At 36.6% G+C, this 16,953-nt stretch carries 16 protein-coding genes and 1 other RNA gene; 13 read left to right on the forward strand and 4 right to left on the reverse strand.

The annotated features are described in order from the left end of the window. Window positions 1-78: 78 nt before the first annotated feature. From ssrS to BJL90_RS14485, 3 genes are all read left to right on the forward strand, one after another. Window positions 79-255, forward strand: a non-coding RNA gene (gene ssrS / locus BJL90_RS14475) — 6S RNA. A 403-nt stretch (window positions 256-658) separates the two neighbouring features. Continuing rightward, window positions 659-1,423 carry a tRNA threonylcarbamoyladenosine dehydratase gene (locus BJL90_RS14480; protein ID WP_070969461.1) on the forward strand — a complete coding sequence of 255 codons (765 nt, stop codon included), beginning with the start codon at window positions 659-661 and terminating at the stop codon, window positions 1,421-1,423. 37 nt (window positions 1,424-1,460) lie between these two features. Further along, entirely contained in the window at window positions 1,461-1,904 is a 444-nt protein-coding gene (locus BJL90_RS14485) for a SoxR reducing system RseC family protein (protein ID WP_070969464.1), read from the forward strand. 4 nt (window positions 1,905-1,908) lie between these two features. On the opposite strand, the gene BJL90_RS14490 is transcribed toward BJL90_RS14485, so the two are convergent. Both BJL90_RS14490 and BJL90_RS14495 read right to left on the reverse strand, forming a co-directional pair. Then, complete coding sequence (locus BJL90_RS14490) at window positions 1,909-2,340, reverse strand: threonine/serine exporter family protein (RefSeq protein ID WP_070969467.1); 432 nt, start codon at window positions 2,338-2,340, stop codon at window positions 1,909-1,911. Continuing rightward, window positions 2,337-3,131 carry a threonine/serine exporter family protein gene (locus BJL90_RS14495; RefSeq protein ID WP_236904923.1) on the reverse strand — a complete coding sequence of 265 codons (795 nt, stop codon included), beginning with the start codon at window positions 3,129-3,131 and terminating at the stop codon, window positions 2,337-2,339. Before BJL90_RS14495 ends, BJL90_RS14490 begins: the two co-directional genes overlap by 4 nt. Window positions 3,132-3,292: 161 nt before the next feature. On the opposite strand from BJL90_RS14495, the gene BJL90_RS14500 reads away from it, so the two are divergent. The 10 genes from BJL90_RS14500 to BJL90_RS14550 all read left to right on the forward strand — a co-directional run bounded on the left by BJL90_RS14500 (window position 3,293) and on the right by BJL90_RS14550 (window position 15,402). After that, window positions 3,293-4,525: a serine hydroxymethyltransferase gene (locus tag BJL90_RS14500; RefSeq protein ID WP_070969470.1), complete on the forward strand. Its 1,233-nt coding sequence runs from the start codon at window positions 3,293-3,295 to the stop codon at window positions 4,523-4,525. Window positions 4,526-4,631: 106 nt separating this feature from the next. Then, a complete protein-coding gene (locus BJL90_RS14505) occupies window positions 4,632-6,026 on the forward strand; it encodes a sigma-54 interaction domain-containing protein (protein ID WP_070969472.1) in 1,395 nt (464 codons plus the stop codon). A 390-nt stretch (window positions 6,027-6,416) separates the two neighbouring features. Beyond that, a complete protein-coding gene (gene ord, locus BJL90_RS14515; protein WP_070969481.1) occupies window positions 6,417-7,463 on the forward strand; it encodes a 2,4-diaminopentanoate dehydrogenase in 1,047 nt (348 codons plus the stop codon). Window positions 7,464-7,471: 8 nt separating this feature from the next. Further along, window positions 7,472-7,780, forward strand: a complete 309-nt coding sequence (gene ortA / locus BJL90_RS14520; protein ID WP_070969484.1) for a 2-amino-4-oxopentanoate thiolase subunit OrtA — start codon at window positions 7,472-7,474, stop codon at window positions 7,778-7,780. Further along, entirely contained in the window at window positions 7,773-9,194 is a 1,422-nt protein-coding gene (ortB, locus tag BJL90_RS14525; protein ID WP_070969487.1) for a 2-amino-4-oxopentanoate thiolase subunit OrtB, read from the forward strand. Before ortA ends, ortB begins: the two co-directional genes overlap by 8 nt. Further along, window positions 9,191-9,556: an ornithine aminomutase subunit alpha gene (locus BJL90_RS14530; RefSeq protein ID WP_070969491.1), complete on the forward strand. Its 366-nt coding sequence runs from the start codon at window positions 9,191-9,193 to the stop codon at window positions 9,554-9,556. Before ortB ends, BJL90_RS14530 begins: the two co-directional genes overlap by 4 nt. Continuing rightward, a complete protein-coding gene (oraE, locus tag BJL90_RS14535) occupies window positions 9,556-11,766 on the forward strand; it encodes a D-ornithine 4,5-aminomutase subunit OraE (protein ID WP_070969494.1) in 2,211 nt (736 codons plus the stop codon). Before BJL90_RS14530 ends, oraE begins: the two co-directional genes overlap by 1 nt. Further along, window positions 11,756-13,120: a GlmL-related ornithine degradation protein gene (locus BJL90_RS14540; RefSeq protein ID WP_070969497.1), complete on the forward strand. Its 1,365-nt coding sequence runs from the start codon at window positions 11,756-11,758 to the stop codon at window positions 13,118-13,120. Before oraE ends, BJL90_RS14540 begins: the two co-directional genes overlap by 11 nt. Before the next feature lie 56 nt (window positions 13,121-13,176). Next, entirely contained in the window at window positions 13,177-14,241 is a 1,065-nt protein-coding gene (gene orr / locus BJL90_RS14545) for an ornithine racemase Orr (protein WP_070969500.1), read from the forward strand. Window positions 14,242-14,331: 90 nt separating this feature from the next. Further along, on the forward strand, window positions 14,332-15,402 hold the full coding sequence (locus tag BJL90_RS14550; RefSeq protein ID WP_070969503.1) for a hypothetical protein: 1,071 nt from the start codon (window positions 14,332-14,334) through the stop codon (window positions 15,400-15,402). Window positions 15,403-15,440: 38 nt separating this feature from the next. Here BJL90_RS14550 and BJL90_RS14555 read toward each other — a convergent pair whose 3' ends face one another. Further along, on the reverse strand, window positions 15,441-15,878 hold the full coding sequence (locus BJL90_RS14555; protein WP_070969505.1) for a hypothetical protein: 438 nt from the start codon (window positions 15,876-15,878) through the stop codon (window positions 15,441-15,443). After that, the gene (locus BJL90_RS14560; RefSeq protein ID WP_070969508.1) at window positions 15,875-16,906 is read right to left on the reverse strand and encodes a hypothetical protein; all 1,032 of its coding nucleotides are present in this window, start codon (window positions 16,904-16,906) and stop codon (window positions 15,875-15,877) included. The genes BJL90_RS14555 and BJL90_RS14560 overlap by 4 nt, the downstream gene beginning before the upstream one ends. Between the last annotated feature and the right edge of the window lie 47 nt (window positions 16,907-16,953).

Genomic DNA, 16,953 nt, shown 5'->3' on the forward strand with positions numbered 1-16,953 from the left:
ACGCTATTTCAGCAAATTCAAAGTCCACAAAAACAATGATTCATTGAATTATCTTTTAAAATATGCTATGATATTACTAGACACCTGCTATGTGCGTGAATTCGACCATGTTTTGAGCCAACATATTTACATTGGGATTTCGAGTTTATTTATGGAATAAATGCCTTTTTATGAGGACTTAAGAAGTAAGTAACAGAAGGCCCACCTGCTAGCGCAGGTTTCAAAACACTCGAATCACGGCATGGTGGGTAAAATTACTGATAGACCAATAAAAAATTCCTATTCATAGGAATTTTTTTTATAGTACAGGGAAAGGTTGACAGAAAAATATTATTTATATATCATAGACATTAGCTTATAGTACGATAGATGCGCGCCTCTAAAGTTAAATTTTAATATACACGGTCTGCGGTTTCGCCCAAAAACCGTGGGCTGCAAATGTAGCCTTTAGTATATTAAAATTTAAGGGCGCACAGCTATAAGTTTTTGAGCTGTGCAGTTATTTGATGTAGTGGTAAAAATCAAGTATGTACCAACATTTGAGTTACGAATTTTTTTGCTTTCTTTTGAAGCGGCTATAAAATTGCGCAAGTTGAGTAAATATATAAGTTAAAGTAAATAAACTATTTTTAAGCAAGGACTAGGAGGAAAAATAGAAATGGCGTTACATCCTTTTTCAAGATCAGAACTTTTAATTGGTACAGAGGGGTTAGAGAAACTAAAACAAAGTAATATTGCAGTTTTTGGCATTGGAGGTGTAGGGACTTTCGCAGTGGAAGCGCTGGCTAGAACTGGGGTTGGAAAATTTGTTTTAGTAGATGATGACGATATATGTTTAACGAATATTAATCGACAGCTCCATGCAACACGTTCAACTGTTGGTAAGTCTAAAGTAGGGATGATGAAGGAACGAATTCTTGATATTAATCCCAAGGCAGAAGTAACTGTTTTTAAAGAATTGTATAATAGTGAAAGTGCAGAAAGATTGTTATCTCAGCAGTATGATTATGCCATTGATGCTATTGATATGGTTACGGCAAAATTAGATCTAATTGTACGGTGTAAAGAAAAAGATATACCTATTATTAGTAGTATGGGAGCAGGTAATAAGCTGGATCCAACAAAGTTTGTCGTAGATGATATCTATAATACCTCTATCTGTCCTTTGGCAAAGGCGGTTCGTAAAGAACTGAGAAAAAGAGGTGTAGAAAGTTTAAAAGTAGTATATTCTCAAGAAAAGCCTATGGAGCCTCAGCAAATTGACAGCGACTGTAAAACTGATTGTATATGTCCTAATAAAGACAGAACCTGTACTGTCAGACATCAAATCCCAGGGAGTGTGGCCTTTGTACCTTCGGTAGTAGGATTAATTATTGCATCTGTAGTTGTTAGAGATTTAATAAATTGGGAATATAATCAGTAAAAGGTAATATGCGAGTACATTTAAAGGGGGTTATAGTATGAAACAATGTGGTGTAGTTACGGAAGTATTAGATACAACCGCTAAAGTATTAATGCAAAGACACTCAAGTTGTGGCAGCTGTAATGCATGTAAGATGGGTCAAGAAGATATGAAAATGGAAATAGAAGCAATTAATCAAGTCAAAGCTCAAGTCGGACAGCGGGTAGAGGTGGATATGGAGGGGCAAAATGTATTAGCTGCTGCCTTCATCGTATATATTATTCCGTTATTCACTTTACTGCTGGGTATTGCAATAAGCAGCAGCTTATTGCCTATGATTGGGGTTAAGAAATATACAGAAATATTTACTGCCTTCATTGGATTCACATTTATGGCAGCTGCTTTTATTGGCATTAAAAGAAAAGAAAAAGATCTAAAAACCAAAAGAAAGTATGTACCTATCATTACAGAAATTGTTCTTAACGAAGAAAAGAAGATCTAAGTTTTTAGATCTTCTTTCTTTTTCTAAAGGAATTTAATGACAGTACGATGGTCAGAGAACCGGCAATCGCCATGGCAATTAGCAAAGATTCACTTCCATAGCTTATAGCTAACTCATAATCTTCTTCTAAAATAGAAAGCATTGTGTAATATAGGCCAAATCCTGGAACGAGAGGAACAATGCCTGGTATAATATATACAGTGATAGGTTGCTTTCCTATGATAGCAAAGAATTCACCAATCAAAGCAATGATAAAAGAAGCAATAAAGGTAGATACTACTACAGAGTTAAAAGTATTATTAATAAGGATAAAAATAATCCAACCAAAAGCACCAGCAAATCCAGATTTAGTCAAAGAAGATTTTGGTACATTAAAAAGAATAGCAAAACCTATTGTACAAATATAAGCAAATACAAAATTCTTGAGATACATCATAGTAAAGTACCTCCTGTGATAAAAGTCCAGAGTTTTAAAATAAATCCTATACCGAAAGCGATAGAAGTGGCAATAATTAGGGCTTCGGTAGCTCTTGCCAATCCAGATACTAAATCTCCCGCAATAGAATCCCTAACAGCATTTGTGATAGCGACTCCAGGTACCATTACCATAATAGCTCCAATGATTACCTTATCAGTAGCGATCAAAGGATGCAGTGATGAAAGTAGAATAGCCATAGTAGCTGCTACCACTCCTCCAGAAATATGGGTAAGAAAAGGAGAAAATTCAATACTAGTCAATACCTTTAATGTATAAGTGACTAAAATACTTGTAAAAAAAGCACTAAAAAACTCTAGCAGGTTTGCTCCAAACAAAAGACCAAAGAAGGCACTGGCCAGTCCTCCAAATAGAGCATGAACATAATGAGGATACGGCAGTAAATCATGGATTTCTTTTAAAATCTTCATTCCTTCCTCTACAGACATATTGCTTTCAACAAATTTTCTTGAGAAATCATTTACCTGAGCTACTTTATTTAAATTAATGCCCCTTGATTTAATTCTTTTTGTATAGGACAAAATTCCATTTTGTTCTTCTCCCTTAGTGTCTACGGAAACAAAAAATCCTGTAGGCGTAACATAGACTTCTACATAAGAGAAACCTCTAGATTTACATAATCTTATTATAGTATCCTCTACCCGATAAGTTTCTGCTCCATTCATCAACATAATTTCTCCTGCATAGAGGGCCAATACTAAAACTTTTTTCCTGTTAATTTGCAACAGCACATCACCTCCAAAATACTATTATTATATCAAATATATACCAGTAAGTAACGAAGTTTTTCTTAAAAATATGTTAAAAATCTCTTTATTAGGATATGATAATCTTAATCGTCTTATTTTATAAAATGGTTTTTGGAAAATATATATTGAAGGGAGAATACTTGATGGATTTTCAGCATCTTAAAGCACAAGATACGGATATTTATGAAATCATACAAAAAGAAAAAGACAGACAAAGCAAAAACATTGAATTAATAGCTTCTGAAAATTTTACTTCTATGGCTGTTATGGAGACCATGGGAAGTTACCTAACAAATAAGTATGCAGAGGGCTACCCAGGTAAAAGGTATTACGGAGGCTGTGAAGTGGTAGATATAGCTGAGGATTTGGCTAGGGAGCGTCTAAAGGAACTATTTCAAGCAGAACACGCTAATGTACAACCCCACTCTGGTTCAAATGCTAACCTAGGGGTTTATTTTGCTATCCTGCAACCAGGGGATAAAGTTTTAGGCATGAACTTGTCTCATGGAGGACATCTAACCCACGGAAGTCCCGTGAATATTTCAGGCGTATATTATAACTTTATCGACTACGGTGTGGATCGGCAGACACAAATGATTGATTATGAAGAGGTTAGAAGAATTGCCCATGAGGAAAAACCAAAGTTAATTGTTGCAGGAGCCAGTGCTTATCCAAGAAAAATTGATTTTAAAAGGTTTAAAGAAATTGCTGATGAAGTAGGAGCCTACTTCATGGTAGATATGGCCCATATTGCTGGCTTAATTGCCACTGGGTTTCATGAAAATCCTTGCCAATATGCGGACTTTGTGACTACCACCACCCACAAGACCCTTAGAGGACCTAGAGGAGGCGCTATCCTTTGCAAAGAAAAATATGCGAAGATGGTAGATAAAGCTATCTTTCCTGGAATACAGGGAGGCCCTTTAATGCATGTTATCGCAGCTAAAGCGGTTGCCTTTAAGGAAGCTTTGAGCCCCGAATTCAAAGTGTATCAAGAACAAGTTCTTAAAAATGCAAAAAAACTAGGTGAAGCGTTGAAACAGGGGGGATTTGATTTAGTTTCTGGAGGTACGGACAACCATTTGCTGCTTATTGACCTTAGAAATAAAAAGATCTCTGGGAAGGATGCGGAGAAGCTATTAGGAAAAGTGGGAATAACAGTGAACAAAAACACAATTCCCTTTGACCCAGAAAGTCCTTTTATAACCAGTGGAATAAGAATAGGTACGCCAGCTGTAACCACAAGGGGCATGAAGGAAAAAGACATGGAAAAAATTGCTGAAATTATGTATACAATCATAAGCAGTCTTGAGAAGGAGAAGGAAGCCTCCCAAATGGTTCATGAGCTTTGCAGCCAGTTTGCATTATATAAATAATACAAAAATACAAAAAACCTATAAAGATGCCTTGTGTTTTTATAGGTTTTTGTTATGCTATAGATATACTTGAATTAAATATCTGCAACATAGGGGAGAAGAGAAAATGATAACAAAGCGAACGTTAATGGTTATACTGCAAAAAATTTTGCACTCCATTGATGAAGGTATACATGTCATTAATAATGAAGGTATCACCATTTTGTACAATGAGGCTATGGCAGAACTAGAGGGGATGAAGACAGAGGAGGTTATGGGAAAAAGTTTGTTGGATGTATTTCCAAGCCTAAATCATGAAACTAGCACCCTATTGCAGGTGTTAAAAACAGAAGAACCTATTTATAACCAAGGGCAGATCTATTTAAATAATCAAAAAAAGCAAATTAGTACCATTAACACCACCATACCTTTATATTATGAAAATCAGAAGATCGGTACATTAGAGATTGCTAAAAACATTACAAAGATTAAAGGGCTATCTGATGAAATCATGAGGTTACAAGCAAAACTAATAAAACCTTCTGAGAATAGGGGCAAGATAAAAAAATATACCTTTGATGATTTAATCGGTCAAAATATAAATTTTAAAAGGGCAATACAGCTGGCAAGACGGGCAGCTTTTTCTGCCTCTAGTGTTTTGATCTATGGGGAAACCGGCACAGGTAAAGAGCTATTTGCTCAAAGTATCCATTACCATAGCAACAGATGTGAAAAACCCTTTATTGCTCAAAATTGTGCTGCCTTACCAGAGAGCTTATTAGAAGGCATCCTATTTGGAACAATGAAGGGTGCCTTCACCGGTGCCATTGATCGGCCGGGAATTTTTGAACAAGCCTCAGGAGGAACAATTTTATTGGATGAAATCAATGCAATGGGTTTGCAATTGCAAGCGAAGCTATTAAGGGTTTTGCAGGAGGGATATATAAGAAGAATAGGAGGCTTAAAAGATATCCCTATAGATGTTAGGATTATTGCCACTACAAATGAAAACCCCTCTGCACTAGTTGAGGAGGGGATACTGCGCAAAGATTTATACTATAGACTGAAGGTAATTAGTATCAATATTCCTAGCCTTCGAGAACGAAGAGAAGATATCCTTCTTTTAGCCGACTATTTTATCCATCAGTATAACCATCAACTTCAAAAACAAGTGAGAGAACTTTCTGAGGAAGTAAAAAAGGATTTTTTACACTATACATGGCCGGGCAATATTAGAGAGTTACAAAATCTTATAGAGGGGGCAATGAATCTTATCCAAGATGAGCATATACTTGAAAAAGAATTTTTTTCAGAATATATTGTTTCTGAGAATCTACTTCCTTCACTAGAGGAGGATATGCCTTTGCCACAAAGAATGAATTTTATTGAGGAACAATATATTCGTAAAACAATAGCCAATTGCAACGGAAATATTACAAGAACAGCAGATAAACTAGGAATTAAGAGACAAACTCTACAGCATAAGTTAAAGAAATTGAATATCTCTTATATAGAAAATTAAATTCATAGTGAACTCATTCCAGCAAGCTGAAACATCTCACCTACCCTAACGCTTAGGGGTGGGGTCTTTACTCTAAAAATAAAATCAAGATAAATAGAATAAACCGCAAAAACATTTGCATACAGCTGCAAATGTTTTTGCGGTTTATTCTGCTCATCATTTATATCAAAAACTTTATATGACAAAAATGTATATATATGAAAAGCTAACAAAATTCTCGCTTAAATGAAACCATAAAATCCCTAGTTATAGCAGAGGTATTAAAGGTATAAAAAGTAAGGGTTTGCATGAATATAAAAGTAACAAGCTATGGCTTTAGAAAGAACTTTGGCAAACTATTTGCAATAGTATAAAAAGGTGAAGGAATATTTACTAGACGGAGGGATTCTAATGAAAAATATAAAAGTGATTTTATGGGGATTTGGTGCTATGGGAAGTGGTATGGCACAAATGCTGTTGAAGAAGAAGGGGGTTGAAATCGTAGGCGTATGTGATAGAAATCCTGACAGAAAAGGAAAGGACATTTTTGAACTGCTAAAAATAGATAGGGGAGATCATCCATCTGTGGTGGTTACAGATACAATTGAAGAAATTGCTAAGCAAGGGGCTGCGGATATTGCATTAATAGCAACTGATTCCTTTACAAAAGGAACCTTCGAAAAAATCAAGCTAATGGTAGAAAATAAAATCAATGTTATTTCAACGGCTGAAGAAATGGCTTATCCACAAGCACAAGAACCAGAATTAGCTAAAGAGATGGATCGTCTTGCAAAGGAAAATGGGGTGAGCATTTTAGGCACGGGAATTAATCCTGGTTTTGTCCTTGACTTATTAATCTTAGCCCTTACAGGGACATGTGAAAGTGTGGAACATATTAAAGCAGCAAGAATTAATGATTTATCTCCCTTTGGAAGAGCCGTCATGGAGGAACAAGGGGTTGGTTTAACGGTGGATGCCTTCGAAGAAGGTGTAAAAAATGGTAAGGTTGCTGGTCATGTAGGTTTTCCTGAATCCATTCATATGGTGGCGGACGGAATTGGATGGAAGGTAGGAAAGATAGATCAAACACGAGAGCCAATTGTAACCAATGTGTATAGAGAAACAAAATACACAAAGGTTGAGGCAGGCAATGTTGCTGGTTGCCGGCAATGTGGCTATGGCTATGTAGATGGAGAACTAAAAATTGAAATGGAGCATCCTCAACAGATTCTCCCTGAAAAAGAAGGTATAGACACCGGAGATTATATATGGATTAAAGGAACACCTGATATCAGTCTTCAAATCAAACCAGAAATTCCAGGAGGGATTGGTACGATAGCAATGTGTGTGAATATGATTCCTCATGTAATCAATGCATTACCTGGTTTAAAAACGATGCTGGATTTACCAGTTCCGAGGGCTATTATGGGAGACATGAGGGATTTTATACAAAGGTAGGGGATAACATGAAAATAGAAAAAGGCTCATGGGTCAGGATACATGATATTGTCTTAGAACCCGACGAGAGAACAGGGCAATTACCAGAAGATACAAAGAAAGTACCTTTAGAGATGTGGACCAAGGGTTTCTTGCTACAGGAGGCTATGGTCGGAGATCAAGTGGAAATTCGTACGATAACCGGTAGAAGGGCTGAAGGAACTTTAGTAGAAGCTAATCCTTATTATGAGCACGATTTTGGAAGGTTTGTTCCTGAAATTCTTCAAATAGGAATACAGTTGAAAGAAATGCTGTGGGGAGGTGAAGAGGATGCGTAAAGATTACAGCTATGAAGCCGTTATGGCAAGACGTAGTGAAATCATGAAAAAAGCTGTAGGAATCGATTATTCTGTTTTTGAATCTGGCAGCATTGCCTTTGATTATGAAAGAATGATGCGAGAAACTGGGTATACCCTTCAGGAAATGCAGCAAATACAAGGAGAAACTGGTGTAGGAAATACGCCCCTTTTAGCGCTTAAGAACATCACAGCTTTAGCCAGAAAACTGGCGCCAGAGGGTAAGGGGGCAAGAATTTTTATTAAAGATGAGGCTGCTAACCCTTCTGGAAGCTTTAAAGCTAGAAGAGCTGCTAATGCAGTTTACCATGCAAAAAACTTAGGCTACAAAGGAGTAATTGCTGCCACTAGTGGTAATTATGGGGCAGCAGTAGCTAGCCAGGCGGCTATGCGGGGATTAAAATGTATCATCATTCAAGAATGTTACGATAGTAAAGGAAAAGGACAGCCAGAGATCATTGAAAAGGCTAGAAAGTGTGAAGCCTTTGGAGCGGAGGTAATACAGCTTACAGTAGGGCCTGAGTTGTTTTATACTTTTTTAAAATTATTAGAGGAAACAGGCTATTTTAATGCATCCTTGTATACTCCCTTTGGTATTGCTGGGGTGGAGACTTTAGGCTATGAGCTGTCTATGCAGTTTAGAGAAAAAGAAGGTAAGGACCCAGATATAGTAGTATGTACAAACGCTGGAGGTGGAAATTTAACTGGAACTGCACGGGGATTGAAAAAAGCAGGAGCAAACCATGTGAAAATTGTAGGCGCCAGTGTAAATTTAAAGGGCCTACATATGGCAAGTGATGTACACTTCAATAAAAAATCTTTTACCACAGGACATACAGGTTTTGGCGTTCCTTTTACCACATGGCCAGACCGCTCTGATGTACCAAGATCTGCAGCAAGGCCCCTAAGATACATGGATCGCTATGTTCTTGTAAATCAAGGAGAAGTTTTCTATATGACAGAGGCACTAGCACAGTTAGAAGGACTAGAAAGAGGACCAGCCGGGAATACCTCTTTGGCAGCCGCCTTTGTTTTAGCTCAAGAAATGAAGGAAGATGAAATCATTGTTGTGCAGGAAACAGAATATACAGGTGCTGGAAAGCACATTCAGCCACAACTGACCTTCGCTAGAGAAAACGGCATCAAGATTTTCTTCGGGAACCCTGAAGAAGAAATACAGGGGGAAAATATTGTTTTACCTTCCCACCCATCTCTCATGAAGGTAAGAGATATGAATATGCAGAAACTCAGAGCTTCCTATATTAAAAACGTCATAGAAAATAGCAAAACACCTCAATTAACAGAGGAAGATATAGATTTTTTAGCAGTGGATTGTAAGGCAAGTATAGGCTTTGTTAAAGATATGATTCGTGAAATAGGAGGTGCAGGACAGTGAAAAGGGCAGATGACTTTCAACAAAGAAGGCAGCATTTAAAGGATTTGAGTGATGAGGCACTAGAAAAAAGATTTTGGGAATTAGCAGAGAAAATTGTAGATCCAATGATAGCGTTAGCGAGAAAGCATACTACTCCTTCCATAGAAAGATCTGTTTTGCTACGTATGGGCTTTTCTAGTATAGAAGCAAAAGCTATCGTGGAAGCAGTGATGGATCGAGGGTTGATGGGAAAAGGTGCTGGGCATGTGGTGTATAGATTGGCAAAGGAGAAGGACTTGAGCATAAGAGAAGCCGGCCTTCAGCTCATGGAGAGAAAACTATGGGATGAGGTTGTAGGGATGTTTAAAGGGGGTGCAGAATAATGGATCTAAAGCCAAATGAGAAATTAGATATTAAAACCTTATTAAAGGATCTAGATAAATATACGCCAAAACGCAGAGGCTGGACATGGAGGCAAAAACAAGAGAACCTACAAATGGGACCCTTTGTTTATAAAGATGCCTCTATGCCACTGGAACAAAGCACGCCACTGCCTTCAGCAAAGTATTTTGGTGATATCGACCCCCAGCCAGATTCGGTGATAACAACAGAAATTGCTTCTGGGAGGTTCGAAGATGATATTCGGCGTATGAGGATGGCAGCATGGCACGGAGCAGATCATATCATGGTGATTCGGACAGCCGGTCAAAGCCACTTTGATGGCTTAATCGAAGGAACGCCTCAAGGGATTGGTGGTATTCCCATAACTAGAAAACAAGTAAGAGCACAAAGAAAAGCTTTAGATTTTATTGAAGAAGAAGTAGGCAGACCCATCAACTACCATTCTTACATTAGTGGGGTTGCCGGGCCGGAGATCGCAGTGATGTTTGCGGAAGAAGGGGTAAATGGTGCCCATCAAGATCCCCAGTACAACATTTTATATAGAAATATTAATATGATTCGTTCCTTTGTGGATGCTGCTGAAGCAAAACAATCAATGGTCTGGGCAGATATTGCACAGATTGATGGAGCACACAATGCCAATGCTACTGCTAGAGAAGCCTGGAAGGTAATGCCAGAACTGATGGTGCAACACGCAATAAATTCTATTTATTCGGTAAAAGTAGGAATGAAGAAGGAAAATATATGCTTATCCACTGTGCCTCCTACAGCACCACCAGCACCTTGTATGACTTTAGATTTGCCTTATGCTGTAGCACTAAGGGAATTGTTTAAAGAATATAAAATGAGGGCACAAATGAATACAAAGTATATGGAATCTTCTACCAGGGAGGCCACTGTAACCCATGTACTGAATTTATTAATTTCCAGACTAACAAGGGCAGATATTCAATCTACAATTACACCAGATGAAGGAAGAAATGTGCCGTGGCATATTTATAATATAGAGGCATGTGATACTGCAAAGCAAGCGCTAGTAGGCATGGATGGATTAATGGAGATGATCCAGCTGAAAGATACAGGCATGTTGAGGGATAAAGCTAGAGAACTGAAGGAAAGAGCCGTATTATTCATGGAGGAGGTACTAGAAACAGGAGGATACTTTAATGCCGTTGAAGCAGGTTTTTTTGTAGATTCTGGCTATTACCCTGAGAGAAATGGGGACGGTATTACTAGAAAGATAGATTCAGGTATAGGTGTAGGGACGGTCTATGAAAGAGATGAGGACTATTTAGCTCCAGTAACCGCACATTTCGGCTATAACAATGTAGCACAATATGATCCTTCAGCAGTAGAGGAACCATCAAAGCTTATTGATGGATGCACCTTTGAAAAACCAGAAAAAATTATCTTTATCGATGAGTTGGATGAAACGGATAATGTCAATGTGCGATTAGAAGAAACCAAGGAATTAAGGGAGAGCACAAGCATTAAGCCGGAGGTAGAATGGATGGGAGATGGCTATGTCATGTTAAATCTTTTTCTACCGCTGCCAAAGCGAGCTGCCCAATTTGCAGCGATTGAGATAGGAAAAAAGATGGGCCTAGAAGATGTAGAGGTGATTCATAAGGAAGAGATGCACCCTTCTGAAGGTACAAGAATAGAGCTTAAGGGAAGAGTTGGTTTTACCATTGATGTTAAGGACTTGGTGATTCCACCAGAGCCTACAATCATGTCTGAGGACGAAATAAGAGAGGCAATTGAAAAGCAGCCTATGAAAATTGTCGCAGGCACAGTAGGAGAAGATGAGCACTCTGTAGGGCTCAGGGAAATCATAGATATTAAACATGGGGGCATCGAAAAGTATGGCATTGAATGTCACTATTTAGGTACTTCTGTGGCGATAGAAAAGTTAGTAGACGCCGCCATAGAATTAAATGCTGATGCTATATTAGCCTCTACCATCATTAGTCATGATGATATTCACTATAAAAGCATGAAGAAGATTCACGAACTTTGTATAGAAAAAGGAATTCGCAATGATATTATGATTCTTTGCGGAGGGACTCAGGTGACACCTGAATTAGCTGTAAAACAAGGGGTAGATGCTGGTTTTACCAGGGGAACAAAGGGTGTACATGTGGCTACCTTCCTGGTTGAAAAGAGAAGGGAAATGCAAAATGAGGATTAGTGTTCTTGTAGCTGAAATTGGCAGTACGACCACTGTTGTAAATGCTTTCCAAGACATTCATACTCCCTGTCCAAAATTTATTGGACAGGGGCAATTTCCAACAACTGTCTTAGAAGGGGATGTAAATATAGGCCTACAGGGGGCCATAGAGGATTTGAAAAAAAATCTTAAAATTGATAAAATTGAATACGATGAAATGTTTGCCACCAGCAGTGCAGCTGGGGGGTTAAAGATGACGGTGCATGGTCTGGTGTATGATATGACGGTTCGAGCAGCTAAAGAAGCGGCTCTAGGAGCAGGCGCTATTATTCACAAAGTAACAGCTGGCAAACTTAAAAGAACAGATATTAAAAAAATAATAGATCTTTGCCCCAATATTATTTTGCTGGCCGGCGGTGTAGACTATGGAGAAAGGGACACTGTCCTCTATAACGCTGAAAAAATAGCAGAACTAGGTTTAAAGACCCCTATTATCTATGCTGGTAATATAGAAAATCAAGAAGAAATGAAAGAAATATTTAGAGAAGCAGGAAACAAACTATATCCCGTTGAAAACGTCTATCCTAAAATAGATCAACTCAATATAGAACCTACAAGAAAAGTAATCCAAGATGCCTTTGAAGAGCACATTACACATGCACCAGGTATGAAGAGGATAAAAGAAATGGTAAAGGGATCTATTATCCCCACTCCAGGAGCCGTGATGGAAGCATCCAAGCTATTGAAGGCAGCATTAGGTGATTTAATTACCTTTGATGTAGGGGGAGCTACAACAGACCTGCATTCTGTTACAGAAGGCAGTGAAGAGATCAACCGTATTTTAATGAGTCCGGAGCCCTTGGCAAAAAGAACTGTTGAAGGAGATTTAGGGGTATATGTAAACATGCTGAATTTAGTAGAGCGTATTGGCAAAGAAAAACTTCAACAAGAATTTAATTTTGATATACAGAAAATAATCACAGCATATCAGCCTATTCCTAAGACATCAGAAGAAATAAAATTTGTTGAAAGGTTAACCTTAGAGGCGGTAGTGACAGCTTTGGAACGACATGTAGGTAAGCTAAGGTATTTATATGGTGCTGCAGGAAAAACAACAGTTGCAGAAGGAAAAGACCTTTCCAATGTAAAATATATAATAGGTACTGGAGGCGCTTTAACAAGACTTCCCAATAAGATAAATATTTTGAAAGCCGCGCTGAAGAAAAGGAATCAAAATATGCTATTGCCAACAGAAGAAGCGAAGATACTCATTGATCATCATTACATTATGGCGTCTGCAGGGGTGTTGGCAAAGCGGTACCCGGAAGTAGCTCTTAATTTGATGAAGCAAAGTTTGCGTTGTGCAGTTATTTAATGTAGCAGTGAAAATGAACCGAGTAAAATATCAGATAAACTAAAGAGGGTAATAAAATGAATCCAAGGATAGATATTGATTACAATAAACTAAAGCACAATGCTGCTACAATCGTGGGCCAATGTAGGAAACAGGGTATCCATATTGTAGCAGTTACTAAAGGATTTTGTGCTATCCCCCAAATAGCCCAGGCAATTTTCGAAGGCGGTGTAAAGTATTTTGGGGATTCTAGATTAGAAAATCTAATAAAGCTTAAAGACTTTCCCATAGAAAAAATATTGTTAAGGCTTCCCATGATTAGTCAAGCAGAGGCAGTAGTAAAACATGCAGACATTAGTCTAAATTCTGAGATAGAAACAATCAAGGTTCTCAACCAGTACGCCAAAAAATCTAATAAGCTTCATAAAATTGTACTCATGATAGACCTTGGGGATTTGAGAGAGGGAATCTTTGATGAAGAAGAAATTGACGCTGTTTGTGATTTGTTGAAAGAACTGACCAATATCAAAGTAGTAGGAATAGGAACAAATCTAACGTGCTTTGGCGGCGTAATTCCAGAGGAAAAAAATTTAACCCGCTTAGTAGATTTAGGAAGACACATTGAAGAAGCTTTAGATATTCAATTAGAGATGATTAGCGGCGGCAACTCCAGTAGTTTTTATTTGCTGGAGAAGGGAGGGCTGGTGAAGGAAATTAATCAACTGCGTTTGGGAGAGGCAATTCTATTAGGGACAGAAAGTGCCTATGGCGAAAACATTCAAGGGGTACATCAGGATGTATTTACACTAGTAGCTGAGATTATAGAAATAAAAGAAAAACCTTCTATGCCTATTGGTAAAATTGGAAGAGATGCCTTTGGAAATGTGCCTGTTTTTGTAGATCAAGGCATAAGAAAAAGAGCGATACTGGCCATAGGGAAGCAGGATTTAGCAACCCACAAAATATATCCAACAGATTCCTCCATTAAAATTATAGGTAGCAGCAGCGATCATTTGATTGTTGATATTACTGATGTTTCTAAAGCACTAAAAATAGGAGATGAATTAAGATTTCATGTAGGTTATGGAGCAATGTTGGCTTTGATGACCAGCGAATATGTGTATAAAAAGGTTATAAGATAAACAAAAAAGATTGTACCTATTGGTTACAATCTTTTTTCTGTACTAAATAAAACAGAGAGGAAATATGTTAATAATAAAGGAGGGGAGGTAATGGAGAAAAAGGTAGAAATAAAATTACCTCAGGCATTGTATAAAAGGTTAGAGGAGCAGTCTAAAAGTAAGAACTTAGCTTTGGAAAATTACATCGTCTATTTACTTCAGGAAGGGGAATATAGTAAAGATCAAGTTCAACACTTTAAAAAAATAGTAATAAGTGATATGCAAAATATGATTTATAAAGTGCAAAAATTTAATCTAAATCCTTCAAATAAGTTTACAAACAAAGAGATAAGTTGCATTCCTCTAGAAATTTTTAAACATCCGTTATCAGAAGACCTAAGTAAAAAAATAGATTTCCTTAAGAAGCAAAAATTTTTTAAGGAGAACTACTTTTACTTATTAATAAACAATGAGGAAGTTGTAGGTTATACTGGGTTAGATTTTTTTGAGGAACCAATGCCTTATGGACAATACGGATTTATTTACTGTCTTCATGTAGAAAAAAGCTATCAAACCTATAAAAATCTCAAAAATATTTTTAGTTTTTTGCAATCTATTATAAAGGATGAAAAATTTTATAATATGGATCTTTCCACTAGCAACTGTAATATTGCTGGTGAGGCACTTGTAAAGTTAGGATTCAAAGAGTTTTGCCATGTCAAGCAAGTATATGGAAGCGTGAAGACTCAGATGGAATATGATACTATTTTACAGTATAGAGAAACAGAAATTGACCTAAATAAATGGCAAATACAGAATTTGTTGCCCGTAAATAGAATATCGCCTATTGCCTATTTACAAGAGCATTGGAAGGAAAATAGAGAGGCCATTAGAGTGAAAAGTATCCAGTATAATCAAAAAGTGGAGGCTTTTATTCTACAAGAGAGCAAAACAATTCAAGGGAAAAAATATTTATACTATTCAATATTTCTAAATCCTTTGGATGTATATGATAGAGATGTTCTTAAGGAAATATATCATATATTTATTAAGGATATAAGTATAAAAGCTTTATCCGACGCTATTATTATGGATATTCCTATCGAAATAGAGGGTATGATAACACAATATATAGATGCTTATAAAGAAAAATCCATATACTGGTACCGAAAGATGTTGTAAACAAAACCCCTCAAAATTGAGGGGTTATATGCTATAAATTATAACACCGCTAAAACTAAAAGCATAAGGTATAGCATTTGAACATGCTGTTTATAGGATTCTACCTCCTCTTTTAAAGCAGTATTTTCTTGACTAAGTGTATTTACTTTTTCATTTAGTGTACTTGTTTCTGCTTTAAATGCATTCACTTTATCAAGGTCAGTTTTTAAATCTTTAAACTCTTCGATATTGGCTTCTAAAGATGTAAGCTTACCTTCAACCGTTTCTACTTCTTTTTCTTTATTTAACAGCTCGTATTGTAATGCTTCCAATTTTTCCTCATACGTTGCTATTGTGGAACGAAGTTTATTATTTTCTTCCTGCAAAGCTTGATTTTCTTCTAATAATGTTTGTTGTTCCAGTGAAATTGCAGATTCTATTCCTTGTTTTGATTCCTTAGGGATAAAATTATAATTAACATTTTCATACCTCATCATATTATCTCACCTCCAAAACCTATAAACTGAATTTTTGGATATAGGGTACCATATAAAAAATCACATAGTATGCCTTGTTGTTCATCTTGACCACTAGAAATATATCGATAACGTTTATAATGAATCCCTTGACTTTCTTTGCTTAAAAGAGGAAGAGACCAGCTTTTTCCACGGTCTTTAGAATAACAGCTATATAGTTTATTCATCTGTGTCCAAGTGCACCAGAGAATATTCTTGTAGAAAAGTAATAGGGGAAATGAAGCATTGGACTTTTCTGATAGAGATAAAATTAGAGTATCTTCTTTATTTCTATTAAAGTTATAACTTGTGTATTGAACGGCTAATCCCTTTTCATCATAGTCACTCCATGCAATATGTAGGGTATTTCTTTCATCTATTATGCCGGATAAGTACACTTTATCGATGGTAGACTCAGTTATTTTTAAGGGATGATTCCATTGACCTAAAGAAGTATCATAAGAAGTCAAATAAATTTGAGTGCATTTACCGTCTAGTGATCCAAATAAAATATGCATTTTCTTATCATGGAGCATAAGATGAAAAGGATTAATAATTTCACGAAAAGTTATATCTATTAAACTTTTTTTGCTCCACCCCTCCTCAGTTTTAACAAGATGTATCAAACTACATATATTAGCATGTTTTTTATAGTGAAAATAATAGAAAATATGTACTTTATTGTGCAATATTTTAATAGAAGGATAATAGATTTCCGAAGAGTATTTTGAGCAGTCGGCTAGTTCCTGGTGAATCCATTGGTTACTCTTAAAGGAGTGATAGCGTAAAACCCCCTTTGTAGAAAGGCTAATTATATGTATTTGGTTAAACTTATCAATATCTACTGAAAAACTATAAATAGCTTCATGGAATATCGTATGTTTTTTCTCCCATTGGTTCATTGTGTTGGCGACAATGTATTCAATCTGTTTATTTTCATTTAAATAAATATTATAGATCTCACCCTTACTATTTTTTACAATAAATTCATAGTCCATCAACAGGCCCATTTAACCACATCCTAACAAATAAAAAAATTTTCTCTAATCAATTCTAT

Origin of the sequence: Clostridium formicaceticum, from assembly GCF_001854185.1 — a bacterium.
Classification (GTDB): Bacteria; Bacillota; Clostridia; order Peptostreptococcales; family Natronincolaceae; genus Andreesenella; species Andreesenella formicacetica.

What these genes read in the sequence shown, in the direction of transcription:
- BJL90_RS14480 (WP_070969461.1), top strand. Translation starts at nt 659, where the DNA reads ATGGCGTTACATCCTTTTTCAAGATCAGAACTTTTAATTGGTACAGAG.
- BJL90_RS14485 (WP_070969464.1), top strand. Translation starts at nt 1,461, where the DNA reads ATGAAACAATGTGGTGTAGTTACGGAAGTATTAGATACAACCGCTAAA.
- BJL90_RS14490 (WP_070969467.1), bottom strand. Translation starts at nt 2,340, where the DNA reads ATGATGTATCTCAAGAATTTTGTATTTGCTTATATTTGTACAATAGGT.
- BJL90_RS14500 (WP_070969470.1), top strand. Translation starts at nt 3,293, where the DNA reads ATGGATTTTCAGCATCTTAAAGCACAAGATACGGATATTTATGAAATC.
- BJL90_RS14505 (WP_070969472.1), top strand. Translation starts at nt 4,632, where the DNA reads ATGATAACAAAGCGAACGTTAATGGTTATACTGCAAAAAATTTTGCAC.
- ord (WP_070969481.1), top strand. Translation starts at nt 6,417, where the DNA reads ATGAAAAATATAAAAGTGATTTTATGGGGATTTGGTGCTATGGGAAGT.
- ortA (WP_070969484.1), top strand. Translation starts at nt 7,472, where the DNA reads ATGAAAATAGAAAAAGGCTCATGGGTCAGGATACATGATATTGTCTTA.
- ortB (WP_070969487.1), top strand. Translation starts at nt 7,773, where the DNA reads ATGCGTAAAGATTACAGCTATGAAGCCGTTATGGCAAGACGTAGTGAA.
- oraE (WP_070969494.1), top strand. Translation starts at nt 9,556, where the DNA reads ATGGATCTAAAGCCAAATGAGAAATTAGATATTAAAACCTTATTAAAG.
- BJL90_RS14540 (WP_070969497.1), top strand. Translation starts at nt 11,756, where the DNA reads ATGAGGATTAGTGTTCTTGTAGCTGAAATTGGCAGTACGACCACTGTT.
- orr (WP_070969500.1), top strand. Translation starts at nt 13,177, where the DNA reads ATGAATCCAAGGATAGATATTGATTACAATAAACTAAAGCACAATGCT.
- BJL90_RS14550 (WP_070969503.1), top strand. Translation starts at nt 14,332, where the DNA reads ATGGAGAAAAAGGTAGAAATAAAATTACCTCAGGCATTGTATAAAAGG.
- BJL90_RS14555 (WP_070969505.1), bottom strand. Translation starts at nt 15,878, where the DNA reads ATGATGAGGTATGAAAATGTTAATTATAATTTTATCCCTAAGGAATCA.
- BJL90_RS14560 (WP_070969508.1), bottom strand. Translation starts at nt 16,906, where the DNA reads ATGGGCCTGTTGATGGACTATGAATTTATTGTAAAAAATAGTAAGGGT.